The sequence below is a fragment of the Nitratidesulfovibrio oxamicus genome (genome assembly GCF_015731765.1).
GTDB lineage: Bacteria > Desulfobacterota > Desulfovibrionia > Desulfovibrionales > Desulfovibrionaceae > Cupidesulfovibrio > Cupidesulfovibrio oxamicus.
In genome coordinates, this window is sequence record NZ_VRYY01000551.1 from 1 (window position 1) to 18,652 (window position 18,652).

Consider the following 18,652-nt stretch of genomic DNA (forward strand, 5'->3'; position numbering starts at 1 on the left):
GCGCTGCGGCCACGGCCTCGCGCGGGCCAACGGCCAGCACGGTGCCGTCGGCCACGGCCAGCGCGCCGTCCTCGATGACGGTGCGCATGGCGTCTTGTGTAACGATGCAGGCGGCCTGTATGAGGATGTCGCAGGGGCGGGTCATGATGACTCCTTGGCTATGCGCCGCGGGCGTGGCGTGAGGGGGATGATCCGGTATCTGCCGGCCCGGCAACGAATCGGTTTCCATTAATATAGGGCATGGCGTGTCGCAAGCGTGCGGCGCCCGTGCGGCAGGCGCGGGGTGCGCCGGGGGGTGAAGGATGCGCGTGGGATGTCTGCTGGTGCACGGGTTCACCGGTGCGCCCTTTGAAATGGAGCCGCTGGCCGGACCGCTGCGCGAGATCGGCTGCGAGGTGCGCAACATCCGCCTGCCGGGGCACGACACCTCGTTCGAGGACTTTCGGCGCACCGTGTTCGCCGACTGGGTGGCCCACGCGGAAGCCGAGTACCGCGCACTGGAGCGCGAGGTGGACGCGGTGGTGCCGGTGGGCCTGTCCATGGGCGGCACCATCGCCCTGCACCTGGCCCAGATGTTCCGGCCCCTGGGCGTGGTGGCGCTGGCCGCGCCCGTGTACGTGTACCGCATCATTCCGTGGCGCATGAAGGACTGGCGGCTGCCGCTGGTGGGGCTGCTGCGCCATGTGCGCCCGGTATGGCCATCCGCCCCGCGCAGCGAGACGGCGCGCGCCGTGGCCCCGTGGCGCGGCTATGAAGAGGCCACGGCCCTGCCGCAGTTGCACAGCCTTATCGTGGGGGCTGTCGGAGTGCGTCGGGGGCTGGGCCGGGTGACGGCCCCGCTGCTGGTCATGCAGGCGCGCGGCGACGCCACGGTGCACTATTCCAACGCCCTGCACATTGCCGCCCACGTGGCCTCGCCGGACGTGACCCTGAAGCTGTTCGACATGGCGGACCGGCGTGCCGGGCACCACGTCATCACCACGCATGCGGAATGCCGCGACAGGGTGAGCGAGGCCGTGCGCGACTTCGTGCAGGGACTTTTTTGTTGAGACAAAAATGTTATTTTTTGAGCTTTTTCCGGTTTTTGCCAAAAAGCATAATTTCACAAGCTAATATTCTGCAACAATTGCACAGTTTCAGCTGTGTGGCTGGTCAATTCTGACTTGCCCAGTTGGCGGGATTGACGATTTTGAACGGAATCGTTAAATATTGACCATGCCGGACGCTCCGGGGGATTGCGCCGCCGCTTCCCCGGTCCCTTGCCGCGTGAGTCATGCTGCGGTTTGTTCCGATTTCCACCGGACACACCGGACACGCACACGGAAGCATGCTATGCAGGGGGCGAACCGGTCCACCGTTCCCGGCAGTATTCCCACAGGTTCGCCAAGCCGAGGTTACCAGCGTGCATGTGAAGCCCATCAGCCAGCATTTCAACGACTTCGTCATCGAGCGCGAGCGCGCCCGGTGCATCAACTGTGAAGTCTGCGTGCGCCAGTGTTCGTACGAGGCCCACTTCTGGGACGAGGCGCGCCAGTTCGTGGTGCACGACAGCGCCCGCTGCGTGGGCTGCCACCGTTGCGCGGCCATGTGCCCCACCAGTTGCCTGACCATCCGCAAGAAGCCCTCGGATTTTCGCGACAACTCGCTGTGGACGTCCACCTACATCAAGCACATCTTCAAGCAGGCCGACACGGGCGGGGTGCTGCTGTCGGGCATGGGCAATCCGCAGCCCAAGCCCATCTACTGGGACAACATGCTGCTGGACGCCAGCCAGGTGACCAACCCTTCCATCGATCCGCTGCGCGAGCCCATGGAACTGCGCACCTTTCTGGGAGCCAAGCCCGACGCCGTGGACTTCATCCATACCCCCGAAGGCCCGCGCCTGAAGCAGCCCCTGCCGCCGCAACTGCAACTGGAATACCCCATCATGTTCGCGGCCATGTCGTTCGGGGCCATCAACTTCAACCTGCACGTGGCCATGGCCCGCGCCGCCACGCAACTCGGCATCTGCTACAACACCGGCGAAGGGGGCCTGCACCCGGACCTGTACCAGTACGGGGCCAACACCATCGTGCAGGTGGCCTCCGGCCGGTTCGGCGTGCACAAGGACTACCTGAACGCCGGGGCCGCCGTGGAAATCAAGGTGGGGCAGGGGGCCAAGCCGGGCATTGGCGGGCACCTGCCGGGCGAGAAGATCGACGAGGAAGTCTCGCGCACCCGCATGGTGCCGCAGGGGTCCGACGCCATCTCGCCCGCGCCGCACCACGACATCTATTCCATAGAAGACCTGCTCCAGCTCATCTACGCCATCAAGGAGTCCACCAGATACCGGGTTCCCGTGGCCGTGAAGATCGCCGCCGTGCACAATGCCCCGGCCATCGCCTCCGGCATCGTGCGCGCCGGGGCGGACATCGTGGTCATCGACGGCTTCCGGGGCGGCACGGGCGCGGCCCCCACCATGATTCGCGACAACGTGGGCATCCCCATCGAACTGGCCCTTGCCTCTGTGGACAACCGCCTGCGCGACGAAGGCATCCGCAACCATGCCTCGCTGGTGGTGGCCGGGGGCGTGCGGTGCAGCGCCGACGTGGTCAAGGCCATCGCCCTTGGGGCCGACGCCGTGTACATCGGCACCGCCGCGCTGGTGGCCGTGGGCTGCACCCTGTGCGGCCGATGCTACACCGGCAAGTGCCCGTGGGGCATCGCCACCAACGCCGCGCAGCTCAAGAAGCGTCAGAACCCGGACGTGGCCGCGCAGCGCATGGCCAACCTTGTCCGCGCCTGGGGCCACGAGATTCAGGAAATGCTGGGCGGCATGGGGCTGAACTCCATCGAAAGCCTGCGCGGCAACCGCGACAAGTTGCGGGGCGTGGGTCTGAACGAGGTGGAGCTCAATGTCCTTGGCATCAAGCACGCCGGTCTTTGATCCGGCGGGGCGGATCGCGGGCGCTGGCGGCGTCAAACCGGCTTTTTGCGCCGGTCACGCACGAAAGAGTGCGCTCCCTTTGCAAAAATGCCGGTTTTCCTTGCCATCACCCACGCTGCGCCCCGCCGGGGTTGTGCCGGGTGTGGTGGAGCGGAGAGTTAAAGAAGAACTTGAAGTCGGTGCGGCCCACTGACACCACGGAGAAAGGCCATGCAGGCTCCACGCGATTTCTGGCATTTCGATAAGGACATTTCCGGCTGCGGGGTGTTCGGCGTCATCGACCGGGCGCGGCGGCTCATACCGGGCTCTGAGCCCATCGCGGCCATGTGCACCATGCACGACCGGGGCAACGGCCTTGGCGGCGGCTTTGCGGCCTACGGCATCTATCCGGACCGGGCGGACTGGTACGCCTTCCACCTGATGTGCGACGACCGCGACGCGCTGGAGCGGGCGGAAGGCGTCATCAAGCAGTTCCACGACATCCGCCATTCCGAGCCCATCCCCACCCGCAAGGTGGCCAGCGTGAAGAACCCGCCCGTGGTCTGGCGCTACTTCGTCACGCCCAAGTCCAACCGGCCTGCATGGGCCACCGGGGACGAGGCCGACTACATGGTGGGCACGGTGATGCACATCAACACCAGGGTGCCCGGAGTGTTCGTGTTCTCCAGCGGCAAGGACATGGGCGCCTTCAAGGGCGTGGGCTTTCCCGAGGACATCGCCGACTTCTTCCGGCTGGACGAATACCACGCCCACATGTGGACCGGGCACAACCGTTTTCCCACCAACACGCCCGGCTGGTGGGGCGGGGCGCACCCGTTCACCCTGCTGGACTGGGCCATCGTGCACAACGGCGAAATCTCGTCCTACGGCATCAACAAGCGCTATCTGTGCCAGCACGGCTACGAGTGCACCCTGATGACCGACACCGAGGTGGTGGCCTATCTGATCGATCTTCTGATCCGCAAGCACGGCCTGACCAAGCGCGAAGCCAGCTGGGTGTTCGCGCCGCCGTTCTGGGACGAGGTGGACCGCATGCCCGAAGCCGAGCGCGAGGCCTTCAAGGCGCTGCGCATGGTCTACGGCCCGGCCCTGCTCAACGGTCCGTTCGCCATTCTGGTGACGGATTCCAACGGGATGATGGGCCTCAACGACCGGGTCAAGCTGCGCCCGCTGGTGGTGGCCGAAAAGGGCGACCGGGTGTTCATGTCCAGCGAGGAAAGCTCCATCCGCGAGGTGTGCCGCGACCTTGACCGGGTCTGGGCGCCCAAGGCGGGCCAACCGGTGATCATCGACTACCTGCCGCAGGGGGGTGCCGCATGAGTGGGGACGTGATGTGCGACGAAAAGGGCTTCTGCGTGCAGCGCGAGGGCGAGCGGTGCGTCATCGACGCCACCGGGGTCTACTACCGTCAGCTCAATGAACACATCCGCGCCGCTCTGGAGCACGGCGTCACCGACATCGAGGTGGTGCAGGTACGCGGGCAGCGCTACATCGCCACCGCCGTGGAGGGCGACGTGCGCTTCGCCGTGCGCGGCGTGCCGGGTCAGGACCTTGGCGCGTTCATGCGCGGCCCCACCATCCACGTGCACGGCAACGCGCAGGACGGCGTGGGCAACACCATGGACGGCGGGCGTATCGTCATCCACGGCATGGCGGGCGACGTGCTGGGCTACGCCATGCGCGACGGGCGCATCCTGGTGCGCGGCGACGTGGGCTACCGCGTGGGCATTCACATGAAGGCCTACATGGATCGCGTGCCGGTCATCGTGGTGGGTGGCAAGGCGGGCGACTTTCTGGGCGAATACATGGCGGGCGGGGCCATCATTTTGTTGGGCATGCATTCCGGCATGGCCGATGCGCCCATCACCGGGCGCAACCTCGGCACCGGCATGCACGGCGGGGTCATCTACCTGCGCGGGCGTGTGCCGGAATACCAGCTCGGGCCGGGCCTTTCCATGGAGCCGGTGGACGAGGCGGACCTTGCGTTTTTGCGCGGGCATATTGCCGACTTTGCAGCGGAATTCGCGGGGAAATTTGGTGCCGGGGCAGGCGGAAGCGGAACGGAAGGGCAAGCCGCCCCCGCCGATGCCGGGGCGCTGGCCGTGGCCATCCTGTCCGAGCCGTTCGTGAAGATCCGTCCCTTTTCGCACCGCCCCTACGGCAACATGTACGTGGGGACCAATTAGCCCGCATCGTCAACCTGCCGGAATGGCGACATGACGGCATGCGTGAAGGCCCCGGAGCATGAATGTTCCGGGGCCTTTCATGTTGCGCTTCGTCATTTCGGGCATGTCGGGGGTTGCAGGACATGGCCGGAGTACGCATATTATTCCATTGGTCCGCAGTCCCGTTTTTCGGCGTCGCCATGCGCGCCGCGCCCTCACCCCGACCGGAGCCTTGCATGCCGCACAATATCGATCTCATCCTGACCCTGGCGGGTGGCCTGACCGCCGCGCTGGCCCTTGGTTTCATCACCCAGAAGCTGCGCCTGTCGCCCATCGTGGGGTATCTGCTGGCGGGCATGGTGGTGGGGCCGTATTCTCCCGGTTTCGTGGCCGATGCGGACACGGCCACCCAGTTCGCCGAACTGGGCGTCATCCTGCTGATGTTCGGGGTGGGGCTGCATTTTCATCTCAAGGATCTGATGGCCGTGCGCTCCGTGGCCGTGCCGGGGGCCATCGTGCAGATTGCCGCCGCCACGGTGCTCGGCATGCTGGCCACGCACTTCTTCGGCTGGTCGTGGACTTCGGGGGCCGTGTTCGGCATTGCCATTTCGGTGGCCAGCACCGTGGTGCTTACCCGTGTGCTGTCCGACAACCGGGCCATGCACACCCCCGTGGGGCACGTGGCCATCGGCTGGCTGGTGGTGGAGGATCTGTTCACCATTCTGGTGCTGGTGCTGCTGCCGGCGCTGTTCCCGCCCGCCGCGGCGTCGGGCGCCCCTGCATCGGTGTGGGTCACCCTGGGCACCACCACCCTGAAGCTGGGCGCACTGGTGGTGTTCACCCTGGTGGCCGGGCAGCGGGTGATTCCGCTCTTGTTGTCCTACGTGGCCCGTACCGGCACGCGCGACCTGTTCACCTTGGCCGTGCTGGTTCTGGCGCTGGGCATTGCCGTGGGGGCGGCGGAGTTTTTCGGCGCGTCCATGGCGTTGGGGGCCTTTCTTGCGGGCATGGTGGTGGGGCAGTCCGAATTCAGCGCCCGCGCGGCGGCAGAGGCGCTGCCCATGCGAGATGCATTCGCGGTGCTGTTCTTCGTGTCCGTGGGCATGCTGTTCGACCCGGCCTCGCTGGCCACCGGCTGGCCGCTGATGCTGATCACCCTGGGCATCGTGCTGGTGGGCAAGCCGCTGGCCGCGCTGCTGGTGGTGCTGATGCTGGGCCACCCCCTGCGCAAGGCCGTTTCCGTGGCCGTGGCGCTGGCCCAGATCGGCGAGTTTTCGTTCATTCTCGCCTCGCTGGGCACGGCGCTGGGCGTGCTGCCGCCAGAGGCGGGCAACGCCATGGTGGTGGCGGCGGTGGTGTCCATCACCCTCAACCCCATGTTGTACAAGGGGATCGACCCCCTGATGAAGGCGCTGGCGCGTCGGGGCATTGGCGTGGCGCGTCCGGCTGCCGGGGATGGTCCCGTGCCGGGTCCGGTCGATGATGCGCACCGCGCGGTGCTGATAGGCTACGGCCCGGTGGGCCGGGCCATCGCCCGCATCCTGCGCGACAACGACATGGACGTGACGGTGGTGGAGATGAACATCGACACCGTGCGCGAACTGCACGAGCAGGCCGTGCGCGAGTCGGCTCACCTTGACGCACTGGCGCAAGGCCCGGTCCACATGACGGACGCGCCAGACCAGGCAGACCGGGCAGACCGGGCAGACCAGGCGGACCATGCAGACCAGGCGGGCACGGCGGGGGGCGATGGCGCCGCGGACTCCGGCGCTGCCAGCGGTGACGATTCCGGCAGTTTCGGCGGCTTGGCCGATCAGGGGGGCCATGTCGAACACCCCCTGCGGCCCCTGCATGCCGTGCACGGCGACGCCACCCAGGCCGAGATACTGCGCCATGCGGGCCTGGAAGAGGCCGAGGCGCTGATCATCTCCACGGTGACGGCCCCCGCGCGCGAGATCATCGAGGTGGCCCGGGCGGTGAACCCCAATGTGCGGATCCTCATCCACACCACCTACCTGCGCGAGGCAGAGGCCCTGCGCGCGGGCGGGGCCGAGGTGGTCTTTTCCGGCGAGGGGGCGGTGGCCCTGTCGCTGTCCACCTTCCTGCTGCGCGAACTGGGCGCCACCGACGAGCAGGTGGAGGCCGAGCGCAGGCGCATCCGCCACGACTTCTGCTGAACCATGTCCTGCCTTACGGAAGGCTGGCGCATTGCCAGCCAGCCTCTGCAGGGGGGGCAGGGCATGCCTGCCGCCGCCTGTCTTCAGGGGGGCGCGCCGCACGGGCCACGCGGTGCGACGGGCAGAAAAGCGTTGAAAAAAAAGGCCACGGCAGGTAGGTAAGTCACGTTTTGCGACCATAACGCCCTCCTTGCGGGGGCGTAACCTTCAAGGAGGCATCATGCTCTGGACCAATGTGGCGTACGCCATGGGCGCGGGTCAGCCGGCGGGCGGTGGGGCCAACCCCATCGCGTCTTTCGTACCGCTGATTCTCATGTTCGCCATTTTCTACTTTCTCCTGATTCGTCCCCAGCAGAAGAAGGCCAAGGAACACAAGGCCATGCTGGCGTCTATCAAGAAGGGCGACAACGTGGTGACCGCAGGCGGCATCTACGCCCGCGTGTTTGAAGTGCAGGAAGATGTGCTGGTGCTCGACCTTGGCGAAACCAAGGTTCGCGTGGGCCGTTCCTTCGTCAGCGCGGTCATCGACCCCAAGGCGAAGAAGGAAGAAAAGAAGCCTGCCGACAAGAAGGCCGCCAAGGACGCGGACAAGAAGGAAAACGGGAAGGACGGGCAGAACTAGCCCTGTTTCCCTCGGCATGGGGCAAGCACGCGCGCCGTCCGCACGGCTGGCGCCTGCTTGCCTTTTTGCCGTGAATGCGGCCGCGCGCCGCACCCGCGTGACATACCGCAACTCCAGGAGTCGCAATGAAAGAGGGTTTCCGCTGGAGACTCGCCGTGGTGCTGGCCGTGCTGCTGTTCGGCGCGGCCTACGTGCTGCCGAGCCTGCCGGGCATCAAGTCTTCGCCGTTGGGTCGGCTGCTGCCCGACAGCACCATCAGCCTCGGGCTTGACCTCATGGGCGGCATCCACCTGACGCTTGGCGTCGACGTGGACAAGGCCGTGGAAAACTCGCTGACGCAGATGGGCCAGGACATCCGCACCTCGGCGCGCGAGAAGGACGTCTTCGTCCTGCGCCCGCGCGTGCTGCCCGGCGACCGCATAGAGTTCGTGCTGGCCAAGGCCGAGCAGCGCGAGGTGCTGGGCGAACTGCTGGCCAAGCAGTTCCATCAGCTCAGTGTTGCCGCGCCGCAGTCCACCGATGACGGACAGTTGCGCTACGTGGCCACCATGAAACCGGAATATCGCAAGAACATCAGCGATATGGCGCTGGAGCAGGCGGTCAAGACCATCCGCAACCGCATCGACCAGTTCGGTGTGGCCGAACCGGACATCCGCAAGCAGCAGGACAACCGCATCCAGATCCAGTTGCCCGGCCTGCACGACACCCAGCGCGCCATCCAGATCATCGGCCAGACGGCCCACCTGGAATTCCACATCGTACGCGATGACGTGGACGCGGAAAAGGCCGCGCGCGGCATCCTGCCCCCCGGCACCGAGTTGCGGCCCATGGTCCGGCGCGGGGCCGACGGCAGCCAGGCCGAAACCCCCGTGGTGGTGGACAAGGAAGCCGTGCTTACCGGCGAATACGTGGCCGATGCGCGCCCCGGCTTCGACAATTTCAACCAGGCCTATGTGATGCTGACCTTCAACAGCCGCGGTGCGGCCATGTTCGAACGCATCACCCAGGAAAACGTGCGCAAGCGCCTGGCCATCGTGCTGGACGGCAAGGTCTACTCCGCGCCGGTCATCCAGGAAAAGATCGGCGGGGGGCGCGCCAGCATCACCGGCAAGTTCTCCACGGCGGAAGCTCAGGACCTTGCCATCGTGCTGCGCGCGGGGTCGCTGCCCGCGCCGGTGAGCGTGCTTGAGGAGCGCACCGTCGGCCCTTCGCTGGGGCAGGAATCCATCGACAAGGGCATCATGGCCGCCGTTGTCGGCGGCGCGGTGGTGATGCTGTTCATGATGGTGTACTACGGCATGCCCGGCCTCATCGCCAACGTCATGCTGTGCTTCACCGTGCTGCTCATCCTTGCGGGCATGGCGGCATTCGGCGCCACCCTGACCCTGCCGGGCCTTGCGGGCATCGTACTGACCCTGGGCATGGCCGTTGACGCCAACGTGCTGATCTACGAACGCATCCGCGAGGAACTGCGCAGGGGGCACACCGCCCTTTCCGCCATCAACGAGGGCTTCGACCGCGCCACGCTGGCCATCACCGACTCGAACCTGACCACCATCATCGCGGCGGCCATCCTGTATCAGTTCGGCACCGGCCCGGTGCGCGGCTTTGCCGTCACGCTGTCGCTGGGCATCATCGCGTCCATGTTCACCGCCATCTTCGTCTCGCGCGTGGTCTTCCAGGCCTGGAAGGGCGGTTCGGGCGACAAACGCCTCAGCATATAGCGGAGGAGAGCCACAATGGGTTTCTCGTTCATCCGGCATGATACCAATATCGATTTCGTGGGCATGCGCCACAAGGCGTATGTGATTTCCATCGCGCTCATCCTCGTGGGGCTGCTCTCCATCGTCTTCAGGGGCGGGCTGACCTACGGCATCGACTTCGCGGGCGGGGCCATCGTGCAGGTCAAGTTCGACCGGCCCGTGGCCGACGACACCCTGAAGAAGAGCCTTTCGGGCGCCAGCCTGCCCGGCCTTGCCGTGCAGCGCTTCGGCGAGGGCGAGACAGACTACCTCATCCGCATCTCGCACTCCGACGAGTCGGCAGAGGTTCTTCGCACGACCGTAACCGAGGCGCTGACCGCCAACATCAAGGACGCCACGTTCGAGGTGCAGCGGCTGGAAATGGTCGGCCCCAAGGTTGGCGCGGACCTGAAGAGCAAGGCGGTGGAGGCGCTGTACTACGCGGTGCTGCTCATCGCCATCTACATCTCCGGTCGGTTCGAGCGCCGCTGGATGGCGTCCGCCGTCATGGCCGGCACCCTGGCGGGCGGCATGTACCTGCTGGGTCTCATCGGCGTGCCCAAGCTGTGGCTGGTGCCGTTTTCGCTGGTGCTCACCATGGTGCTGTGCTGGAAGCTGCGGCTCAACTTCGCCCTTGGGGCCATCGTGGCGCTGGTGCATGACGTGCTCATCACCCTGGGCGTGCTGTCCCTGCTGAACAGGGAAGTGGACCTGAACATCGTGGCGGCCATCCTGACCCTGGTGGGCTACTCGCTGAACGACACCATCATCGTCTACGACCGCATCCGCGAAACGCTGCGCACCCACCGCAAGGAATGGAGCTACGGGCGCATCATCAACACCAGCATCAACCAGACGCTCAGCCGCACCATCCTGACGGGCGGCACCACGCTGTTGGTCATCCTGGCGCTGTTCGTGCTGGGCGGCGGGGTCATCCACGACTTTGCGCTGACCATGCTGGTGGGCGTGTTCGTGGGCATCCTGTCGTCCATTTTCGTGGCAAGCCCGGTGCTGCTGCACTTCGGCATGCCCGAGGAGGAAAAGGAACCCGCGCCGCGCGTCGGACAGGAAGGGGCCGTGTAGACGGTCTGTTCCGGCTTGGACTGAAATGGACGGGCGGTACGCGAGTGCCGCCCGTTTTTCATGTTATCATCCTCAATATCTGCGGATTGCGTAAGAACGGCGTAAGGATCGCGCAAGGGTTGCTGCTCATGGTGAGCCAGGCGCCACGAGTGGTGCGGGGTTGCGTCCAATGCGCGAAGGAGGTTGCTTTTTTTTGCCGACAGGCGTTATCCTACGGGTACTTGGAATCGTTTTTGTCCCGTGGAGGTGACATGAGGGCAATCGTGGTCGGTACGGTTCTTGGCGTGCTGCTTGCCTGTACGGCATGGGTTCCGGTGGCCGTCTGCACGGCGGTGGCCGCCGATGCTGCCGGGCTGTATGCCCAGTGTGCGGGCTGCCACGGCGAGGACGGCGGCAAGGCTGCCCTGGGGGTAGCCCGCCCGGTGAAGGGTCAGACCGCCGACGCGTTGTACGGCAAGCTCAAGGGCTATGCGGACGGCAGCTATGGCGGCTCGAAAAAGGCCGTCATGGCGGGCATTGCCAAAAAGCTTTCGGACGGGGACATGCGCGCGCTGGCCGCGCACATGGCTTCCTTCTAGACCGATCCGGCGGGTACCCCCGCGCGTTATCGGGTAAACCTGGCATCACCAGAAAAGGAGAATTCGCATGAAACGCACTCTTGTGGTCCTGAGCATCTGTGCCGCCCTCGCCTTTGGCGTTTCCGCCGCCATGGCCGCCGACGGCGCCGCCCTGTACAAGTCCTGCGTGGGCTGCCACGGGGCCGACGGCTCCAAGCAGGCCATGGGTGTCGGCATGCCCGTGAAGGGCCAGAAGACCGACGAACTGTTCAAGAAGCTGAAGGGCTATGCCGACGGCAGCTACGGCGGTGAGAAGAAGGCCGTCATGACCAACCTCGTCAAGCGCTATTCCGACGAGGAAATGAAGGCCATGGCCGACTACATGTCCAAGCTGTAGGAGCGGGGCGATGCGCGTACGCCACCATTCCCTGACGATTGTCGGCGTGCGCGCGCTTGCCGCCGCGGCCTTGCTGCTTGGTTTGTCTGTTGTGTCTGCCGTAGGGGGGCGGGCGGCGGTTTCTACCGTCGCTCCGTCCCCCGTCTTGTCCCCGATTCTGCTTGCCGCTGCCGATGGTGTACCTGCCGCCACGGATGCCAGGGATGGCGCGGGCGGCGCAGCCCATGCCGGTCACGATGCACCTGCCGACCATGCCGGTCACGATGCACCTGCCGACCATGCCGGGCATGCCGCCCCGGCCCCTGCCGACCATGCCGCCCCGGCCCCTGCCGACCATGCCGGGCACGGCAGCGCCCCCATGCCCCAGCTTCAGGCAGGTCAGGCGGATCAGGAAGGGAGCACGGGACACGCGGGGCACGCCCCGCCAACTGCCGCCCCGGCGCAGGATTCCCATGCTGGCCACGGCGCAGCCGAAACCGCCCCGCCCCCTGCGGAGCACGTGCATCCGGTGCCCCCGCCCACCACAGGGAAACTGGGGCAACCCGGTCAATCCGGACAATCCGGTCAGCCGGGGCAGGGCGCTTCCGGCGATCCATCCGCCCAGACGCCCCTGGCGGGGGTGGACGAGCGCCTCGGTGACATCATCCCCGAGGGCATCCTGCTGCGCGACGAGTCGGGCAGTCCCATCGACCCGCGCACCCTGATGGATGTGCCGGTCATCATCGCGCCCATCTATTATTCCTGCCCCACGGTGTGCAACATGCTGCAAAGCTCGCTGGCGCGGGTGCTGCCGCAGGTTTCGCTGCAACCCGGCAAGGACTACCGGGTGCTGTCCGTGAGCTTTGACGAGACGGACACCCCCCAACTGGCCGCGCGCAAGAAGCAGAACTATTTCGCGGCCATGAATTTTGCCTATCCGGAGGAAGGCTGGCGCTTCCTGTCCGGCGACCTTGCGTCCATCAACAGGTTCATGGACGCCATCGGGTTCCGGTTCACCCGGCAGGGGCGCGACTTCATCCATCCCGTGGTGCTGGTGGTCACCGCACCGGGGGGCAAGGTGGTGCGCTACCTGTACGGCCAGAACTTCATGCCCTTCGACCTGACCATGGCCGTCACGGAAGCCTCGCACGGCACCATCGGCCTGTCGGTAAAGCGGGTGCTGTCGTACTGCTTCACCTACGACCCGGAAGGTAGGCGCTATGTGTTCGATTTCATGCGCATTGCCGGGCTGATCATCCTGTTCGGCGCGGCGGTGCTGCTGTTCGTGCTGGTGCGGGGTGGCCCGCGCAGGAAGGAGCGCAAGGGGCAGAATGGATCCGCCCCGTCTGGCACGCCCCCGTCCGGTTCGTCTGCATCCGGCCCGTCGTCGTCAGATACGTCAATGCCGGGGCCTCCCCAAGGCTAGGCCGCCGCTTCGGCCTTTTGCGTCCGCCGGTCCGTTTCCGTTGATAGTCGCTTTCCGGTTCACTGTCCGTACCAGACACAGGAGACCATCGCATGAGCGCAGACGCGCACGACCACCCGAACTTCTTCCAGCCGTTGCCCGGCACGAAGGGCGGGATTGCCTCGTGGATATTCAGCACCGACCACAAGCGCATCGGCATGCTGTACCTGTACTGCATCGTCGCCATGTTTCTGGTGGGGCTGACGCTGGGCTTCCTGATCCGGCTGGAACTCATCGCGCCGGGTCGCACCATCATGGGGCCGCAGACCTACAACGCGCTGTTCACCCTGCACGGGGTGGTGATGATCTTCCTGGTGGTCATCCCCAGCATTCCTGCCGCATTCGGCAACATCTTCCTGCCCATCCAGATCGGGGCGGAGGACGTTTCCTTTCCCCGGTTGAACATCTTTTCGTGGTGGCTGTACGTCATCGGCGCGGTGCTGGCCGTTGTCTCGCTGGTTACCGGCAAGGGTGCGCCCGACACGGGTTGGACCTTCTACGTGCCCTTCAGCGCGGTGACCACCACCAATGTGGACGTGGCCGTCGTTGCCGTGTTCATCCTGGGCTTTTCGTCGATTCTCACCGGGCTGAATTTCATCACCACCCTGCACCGGCTGCGCGCCCCCGGCATGACCTGGACGCGCCTGCCGCTGTTCTGCTGGTCGCTGTACGCCACCGGGTGGATCCAGGTGTTGGCCACGCCGGTGCTGGGCATCACCGTGCTGCTCATCTTTGCCGAACGCGTGCTGGGCGTGGGGCTGTTCGATCCTTCGCGCGGGGGCGACCCCATCCTGTACCAGCACCTGTTCTGGATCTATTCGCATCCGGCGGTGTACATCATGATCCTGCCCGCCATGGGCGTGATTTCCGAAATCCTGCCGGTGTTCGCGCGCAAGCCCATCTTCGGGTACAAGATGATAGCCTTTTCCAGCCTGGCCATCGCCTTTGCCGGGTCGCTGGTGTGGGCGCACCACATGTTCGTCAGCGGCATGAGCGACACCGCGGTGATGGTCTTCTCGTTCCTGACCTTCGTGGTGGCCATTCCCTCGGCCATCAAGGTCTTCAACTGGGTGTCCACGCTGTACAAGGGGTCCATACGGGTGGAACCGCCCCTGTGGTACGCGCTGGCGTTCATCTTCCTGTTTTCCATCGGCGGGCTGACGGGCCTTGTGCTGGGCGCGGCGGGCACCGACGTGCACGTGCACGACACCTACTTCGTGGTGGCGCACTTTCACTACGTGATCTTCGGCGGGCTGGGCTTCGGCCTGTTCGGGGCCATGCACTACTGGTTCCCCAAGGTCTACGGGCGCATGTACGACAAGCGCATCGCCAACTGGTCGTGCCTGATCGCCTTCGTGGGCTTCAACATCCTGTACTTCCCCATGTTCATCATCGGGTTGCAGGGCATGCCGCGCCGTTACTACGACTATCTGCCCAAGTACGCCGAGGGGCACTTTCTCTCCACCATGGGCTCGTGGGTGCTGGCGGCGGGGCTTCTGCTGATGTTCTGGAACCTCTGGCGGGGCATCCGCCACGGCAAGCCCGTGGGCCGCAACCCGTGGGGAGCGGCCACCCTGGAATGGATGGTGCCTTCGCCGCCGCCGCATCACAACTTCGATGCCGAGCCCGTGGTCACCCATGGCCCCTACGACTACACGGGGGTGAAGCCCGATGCATGAGCACCGCGATTACGAAGGCGCCAAGATCGGCATGTGGCTGTTCCTGTTCACGGAAGTGCTGCTGTTCGGCGGGCTGTTCCTGCTCTATGCCGTGTACCTGCACCGCTACCCGGCGGAATTCCACGCCGCGGGCAAGGACCTGAGCCGCATTTTCGGCACGGCCAACACCATCGTGCTCATCACCAGTTCGTTGTGCATGGCTCTTGCCATCAGCGCGCTGCAGCGCGGCAAGGTGGTGCTTTCGCAGCGGCTGGTGCTGCTGACCGTGGCCATGGCCGGGGTGTTCCTGGTCAACAAGTTCTTCGAATGGAGCGCCAAGATCGGCCACGGCATCTACCCGGACAGCCCTGCGCTGCTGAAGCTGCCGCCCGGTGAGATGGTGTTCTTCAACCTGTACTACCTGATGACCGGGCTGCACGGCATCCACGTGATCATTGGCGGGGCCGTGCTGATGTACGGATGGCACCTGATGCGCGTGGGCCGGGTGACCCCGGAACACTTCGTGTTCCTGGAGAACGGCGGCCTGTACTGGCACCTGGTGGACCTTGTGTGGATCTACCTGTTTCCGCTCTTCTACCTTGTGGTCTAGGGGGCCAGCATGACCGGACACGATATCAAATACGATACCGGGCCTGATGCAGGACCCGATGCCGTGCATGACGCGGGGCACCACGCCGTCCCGGTGCGCACCAACATGCTGGTGTGGGCGGCCCTGATGCTGCTGACCGCCATCACCGTGGGCGTCACCAGTTTCGACTTCGGCTTCCTGAACGTGGTGGTGGCGCTGAGCGTGGCCACCACCAAGGCGGGGCTGGTCATCCTGTGGTTCATGCACCTGCGCTACGAGGGCAGGGTCATCCGGCTGATGGTGTTCACGGCCTTCGTCATCCTTGCCATCGCCATCGGGTTAACCTTCTTCGACGTGGCCTACAGGTAGGTTCCCATGTATCCGCAATCGTTGACGCCCGTGCAGCAGGTGGACCTGGCGTTCACCATCATCTTCGGGTTCTCGGTGTTCGTTTTGCTGGCCATCACCGCAGCCATGCTGTGGTTCGTGTGGCGCTACCACGAATCGCGCCACCCCGTGCCCGCGCAGTTTTCCGGCAACGTCCCCGCCGAGATCGCGTGGACGGTGATTCCCTCCATCATCGTCATGGGGCTGTTCTACTACGGGTGGGAGGGCTACAAGGCCCTGCGCACCGTGCCCGAGGGCGCCATGGAGGTAAAGGTGACGGCCCGCATGTGGTCGTGGGTGTTCGAATACCCCGGCGGCAAGCGGGGCAGCGTGCTGGTGGTGCCCGTGGACACCCCGGTGAAGCTGAACATGACCAGCACGGACGTGATCCACAGCCTGTTCGTGCCTGCCTTTCGCATCAAGATGGATACCGTGCCCGGCATGGAAACCTATGCCTGGTTCAAGGCCGACCGCCCCGGCGAGTACGACCTGCTGTGCGCCGAATACTGCGGCCTGAAGCACGCCAACATGATCACCACGGTGAAGGTGGTGGACAAGGCCGCCTTCGATGCCTGGCTGGCCAGCGCCGATGCGCCCGGCGGCAAGGGCAGGGCGTTGATGGAGACCTACGGCTGTACCTCGTGCCATTCGCTGGACGGAACGCCCGGCGTCGGCCCCACCTTCAAGGACCTGTACGGCGCCGAGCGAGAAGTGGCCCTGCCGGACGGCACCAGGCGCAAGGTGTTTGCCGACGAAGGCTACCTGCGCCGCGCCTTCACCGACCCCAACGGCGAACTGGTGGTGGGCTACGATCCCATCATGCCGTCCACCGAGGGCATGGTGCCCCGTGAGGACATGGAGCAGATGCTGGCCTGGCTGATGCACGGCAACGAGGTGGGACGCGAGGAAGGCAGGCGGCTGATGGAGGCCGAGGGCTGCATCTCGTGCCATTCCACCGATGGCTCCATCATTGCCGGGCCGACCCTGAAGGGGTTGTGGAACGCGCCCACCACCGTGCTGCGCGACGGCAGGGAACAGCAGGTCACCGCCGACGAGGCGTACCTGCGCGCCAAGATCGCCAATGCGCAGACGCAAGGCACTGTGAAGGGCTTCGACCCCATGATGCCGCCGTACGAACACCTGACGCCGGAGCAGTTGGGGAGCATGGTGGAGTACATCAAATCCCTTGGCCGGCACGCACATTGATGCAAGCCGTCCTTTTGCGCGCCGGTTTCCGACCCGAAGGGCGGGGGATTACCTGCCGGAGAACATTGACGTATGCCCCGCCTGCATGACCTGCGCCTGCTGCTGCGCCTGAACGTGACCCTGATGGTGGGGGCGGCCACGGCGTTCGGCTTTCTGCTTGCCGTACCGCTGCCTTTTGCCCGCACGTTCGGGGATGCCGGGCAGGCCGGGGGCAATCCCGCGCTTGCGTTCGTCTGGGTGGTGGCCGGGGCCATGCTGCTGGCCGCTGCCTGTTCGGCGTGGAATCAGGTGCAGGAGCGGGACATCGACGCGCTGTTGCCCCGCACGGCGGTACGACCGCTGCCGACCGGGCGCATGATGCCGTGGGTGGCGGCTGGGATCGGCGCACTGCTGTTCGCGGCGGCGCTGGGCTGCCTGCATGCTGCCGGAGAACTGGGCGAGGTGCTGGCGACCGGACAGGCCGGAAACCTTCCGTACGATGCCGTGCCCGGCGTCGCCGCGCCAGTGCCGGATTCTCCTCCGGTGTCCGGGCTGTTGCTGCTTCTGGTGGGCGTGGGCATCGCCGCGGTCTACAACGGGGTGTACACCCCGCTGAAGCGCGTCACCTCGTTCGCCCTGCTGCCGGGCGCCCTGGTGGGGGCCATGCCGCCACTGCTGGGCTGGATGGCGGCGGGCGGCGACCCGCGCGACCCCGTGGCCATACTGCTGTACGGGGTGTACGTGCTGTGGCAGGTGCCCCATTTCTGGCTGCGCGCCCAGCGCGAACGCATCCACTACGCCCGTGCCGGACTGCCCGTGCCCCCCGCCCAGTTTGCCGCCGCACGCTATGCCCGGCTGCTGCGGGTGTGGTGCCACGCCCATGCCGTGGCCGTGCTGATGCTGCCCGTGTTTCCCTTGCTGCATGCCCCGCTGGTCCGTGCCGGGGTTGTCCTGCTGGGCGTGGCCCTGCTGGGCGTTTCGGCACTGGCGCGGCTGGCAGGCGGCGTGACGGAAGATGCCGTGGGTGTGACCGCGAGAGCGGATGCGGGGCAGGCGTCACCATGCACCGGCATGACCGGGCGCGATGTCGTCGTCCTGCGCGCCGCCGATGCAGCCATGCCCGCGCTGATGCTGCTGTTGCTGCTGGACCGGATGCTGCCTTTGTTCTAAGTACGGATACTTCCTCTTCCCTCCACATCCGCACCGGGAGCCGCCATGGTCTGGATTCACCCCGTCCTGCAGTTCGTCGCCACGCTCATCGGCCTCTACGCCATGTATTTCGGCTGGATACGCTTTCAGGCCTCGCACATGGGGCGCAAGGTGGTCTTTCCCTGGAAGCCGCACGTCAAATGGGGCACCGTGGCCCTTGGCCTGTGGGCGGCGGGTTCGCTGCTGGGGCTGGCCGTGGCCCGGCTGGCGTGGTCAAGCGTGTTCATTACCGGCGCGCACGCCTGGGTGGGGCTGCTGATGGTGCCGCTGTGCGCGGTGGGCTACTTCACCGGGCAGCGCATGGACGTGGTGAAAAAGCGCCGCAAGCTGCTGCCGCTGGTGCACGGCGTCAACAACCTGCTGTTGGTGGTGCTGGCGCTGTGGCAGTTGTGGACGGGCATCATGGTGGTGCGCGTCTACCTGCTGTAGGCCGCAACCTTGGCGACCGCGTTCACGCCCGGCGTGTGGCAGGCCCGGCCAGCCGCCACCGGGCGGTTTGCATTGGCGGGGC

Annotated in this window: 17 protein-coding genes and 1 pseudogene; 17 read left to right on the forward strand and 1 reads right to left on the reverse strand. The window is 65.9% G+C overall.

Translation table 11 applies throughout. From position 1 onward, the window contains the following. A pseudogene (locus FVW20_RS20205) lies at positions 1-145 on the reverse strand (S-adenosylhomocysteine deaminase); the annotation flags it as partial. 157 nt (positions 146-302) lie between these two features. Between FVW20_RS20205 and FVW20_RS15310 the strand changes: the two are divergent. The 17 genes from FVW20_RS15310 to FVW20_RS15390 all read left to right on the forward strand — a co-directional run bounded on the left by FVW20_RS15310 (position 303) and on the right by FVW20_RS15390 (position 18,570). Next, positions 303-1,049: an alpha/beta hydrolase gene (locus FVW20_RS15310; protein ID WP_196610278.1), complete on the forward strand. Its 747-nt coding sequence runs from the start codon at positions 303-305 to the stop codon at positions 1,047-1,049. Positions 1,050-1,402: 353 nt separating this feature from the next. Then, positions 1,403-2,926 carry a glutamate synthase-related protein gene (locus tag FVW20_RS15315; protein ID WP_196610279.1) on the forward strand — a complete coding sequence of 508 codons (1,524 nt, stop codon included), beginning with the start codon at positions 1,403-1,405 and terminating at the stop codon, positions 2,924-2,926. 210 nt (positions 2,927-3,136) lie between these two features. After that, positions 3,137-4,246: a class II glutamine amidotransferase gene (locus tag FVW20_RS15320; protein ID WP_196610280.1), complete on the forward strand. Its 1,110-nt coding sequence runs from the start codon at positions 3,137-3,139 to the stop codon at positions 4,244-4,246. Continuing rightward, positions 4,243-5,112, forward strand: a complete 870-nt coding sequence (locus FVW20_RS15325; protein ID WP_231039150.1) for a GltB/FmdC/FwdC-like GXGXG domain-containing protein — start codon at positions 4,243-4,245, stop codon at positions 5,110-5,112. Before FVW20_RS15320 ends, FVW20_RS15325 begins: the two co-directional genes overlap by 4 nt. Before the next feature lie 215 nt (positions 5,113-5,327). Next, positions 5,328-7,268, forward strand: a complete 1,941-nt coding sequence (locus FVW20_RS15330; protein ID WP_196610281.1) for a cation:proton antiporter — start codon at positions 5,328-5,330, stop codon at positions 7,266-7,268. 220 nt (positions 7,269-7,488) lie between these two features. Then, a complete protein-coding gene (gene yajC / locus FVW20_RS15335) occupies positions 7,489-7,890 on the forward strand; it encodes a preprotein translocase subunit YajC (RefSeq protein ID WP_196610282.1) in 402 nt (133 codons plus the stop codon). A 125-nt stretch (positions 7,891-8,015) separates the two neighbouring features. After that, positions 8,016-9,614, forward strand: a complete 1,599-nt coding sequence (gene secD / locus FVW20_RS15340) for a protein translocase subunit SecD (protein ID WP_196610283.1) — start codon at positions 8,016-8,018, stop codon at positions 9,612-9,614. A gap of 15 nt (positions 9,615-9,629) precedes the next feature. After that, complete coding sequence (gene secF / locus FVW20_RS15345; protein ID WP_196610284.1) at positions 9,630-10,715, forward strand: protein translocase subunit SecF; 1,086 nt, start codon at positions 9,630-9,632, stop codon at positions 10,713-10,715. Positions 10,716-10,966: 251 nt separating this feature from the next. After that, the gene (locus tag FVW20_RS15350; protein WP_196610285.1) at positions 10,967-11,293 is read left to right on the forward strand and encodes a c-type cytochrome; all 327 of its coding nucleotides are present in this window, start codon (positions 10,967-10,969) and stop codon (positions 11,291-11,293) included. Positions 11,294-11,360: 67 nt separating this feature from the next. Then, on the forward strand, positions 11,361-11,669 hold the full coding sequence (locus FVW20_RS15355; protein WP_196610286.1) for a c-type cytochrome: 309 nt from the start codon (positions 11,361-11,363) through the stop codon (positions 11,667-11,669). Positions 11,670-11,814: 145 nt separating this feature from the next. Beyond that, entirely contained in the window at positions 11,815-13,074 is a 1,260-nt protein-coding gene (locus FVW20_RS15360) for an SCO family protein (RefSeq protein ID WP_231039151.1), read from the forward strand. A 92-nt stretch (positions 13,075-13,166) separates the two neighbouring features. Then, positions 13,167-14,792 (forward strand): cytochrome c oxidase subunit I, encoded by a 1,626-nt coding sequence (gene ctaD, locus FVW20_RS15365; protein ID WP_196610287.1) that lies wholly within the window; start codon positions 13,167-13,169, stop codon positions 14,790-14,792. Continuing rightward, positions 14,785-15,381, forward strand: coding sequence for a cytochrome c oxidase subunit 3 family protein (locus tag FVW20_RS15370; protein WP_196610288.1), 597 nt, complete (start codon positions 14,785-14,787; stop codon positions 15,379-15,381). The genes ctaD and FVW20_RS15370 overlap by 8 nt, the downstream gene beginning before the upstream one ends. Positions 15,382-15,390: 9 nt before the next feature. Next, positions 15,391-15,729, forward strand: coding sequence for a cytochrome C oxidase subunit IV family protein (locus tag FVW20_RS15375; RefSeq protein WP_196610289.1), 339 nt, complete (start codon positions 15,391-15,393; stop codon positions 15,727-15,729). A 6-nt stretch (positions 15,730-15,735) separates the two neighbouring features. Further along, entirely contained in the window at positions 15,736-16,953 is a 1,218-nt protein-coding gene (gene coxB / locus FVW20_RS15380; protein ID WP_196610290.1) for a cytochrome c oxidase subunit II, read from the forward strand. A gap of 72 nt (positions 16,954-17,025) precedes the next feature. Continuing rightward, entirely contained in the window at positions 17,026-18,102 is a 1,077-nt protein-coding gene (locus tag FVW20_RS15385; RefSeq protein WP_196610291.1) for a UbiA family prenyltransferase, read from the forward strand. Between the two features lie 45 nt (positions 18,103-18,147). Continuing rightward, positions 18,148-18,570: a DUF4079 family protein gene (locus tag FVW20_RS15390; RefSeq protein ID WP_196610292.1), complete on the forward strand. Its 423-nt coding sequence runs from the start codon at positions 18,148-18,150 to the stop codon at positions 18,568-18,570. The last annotated feature ends 82 nt before the right edge of the window (positions 18,571-18,652 follow it).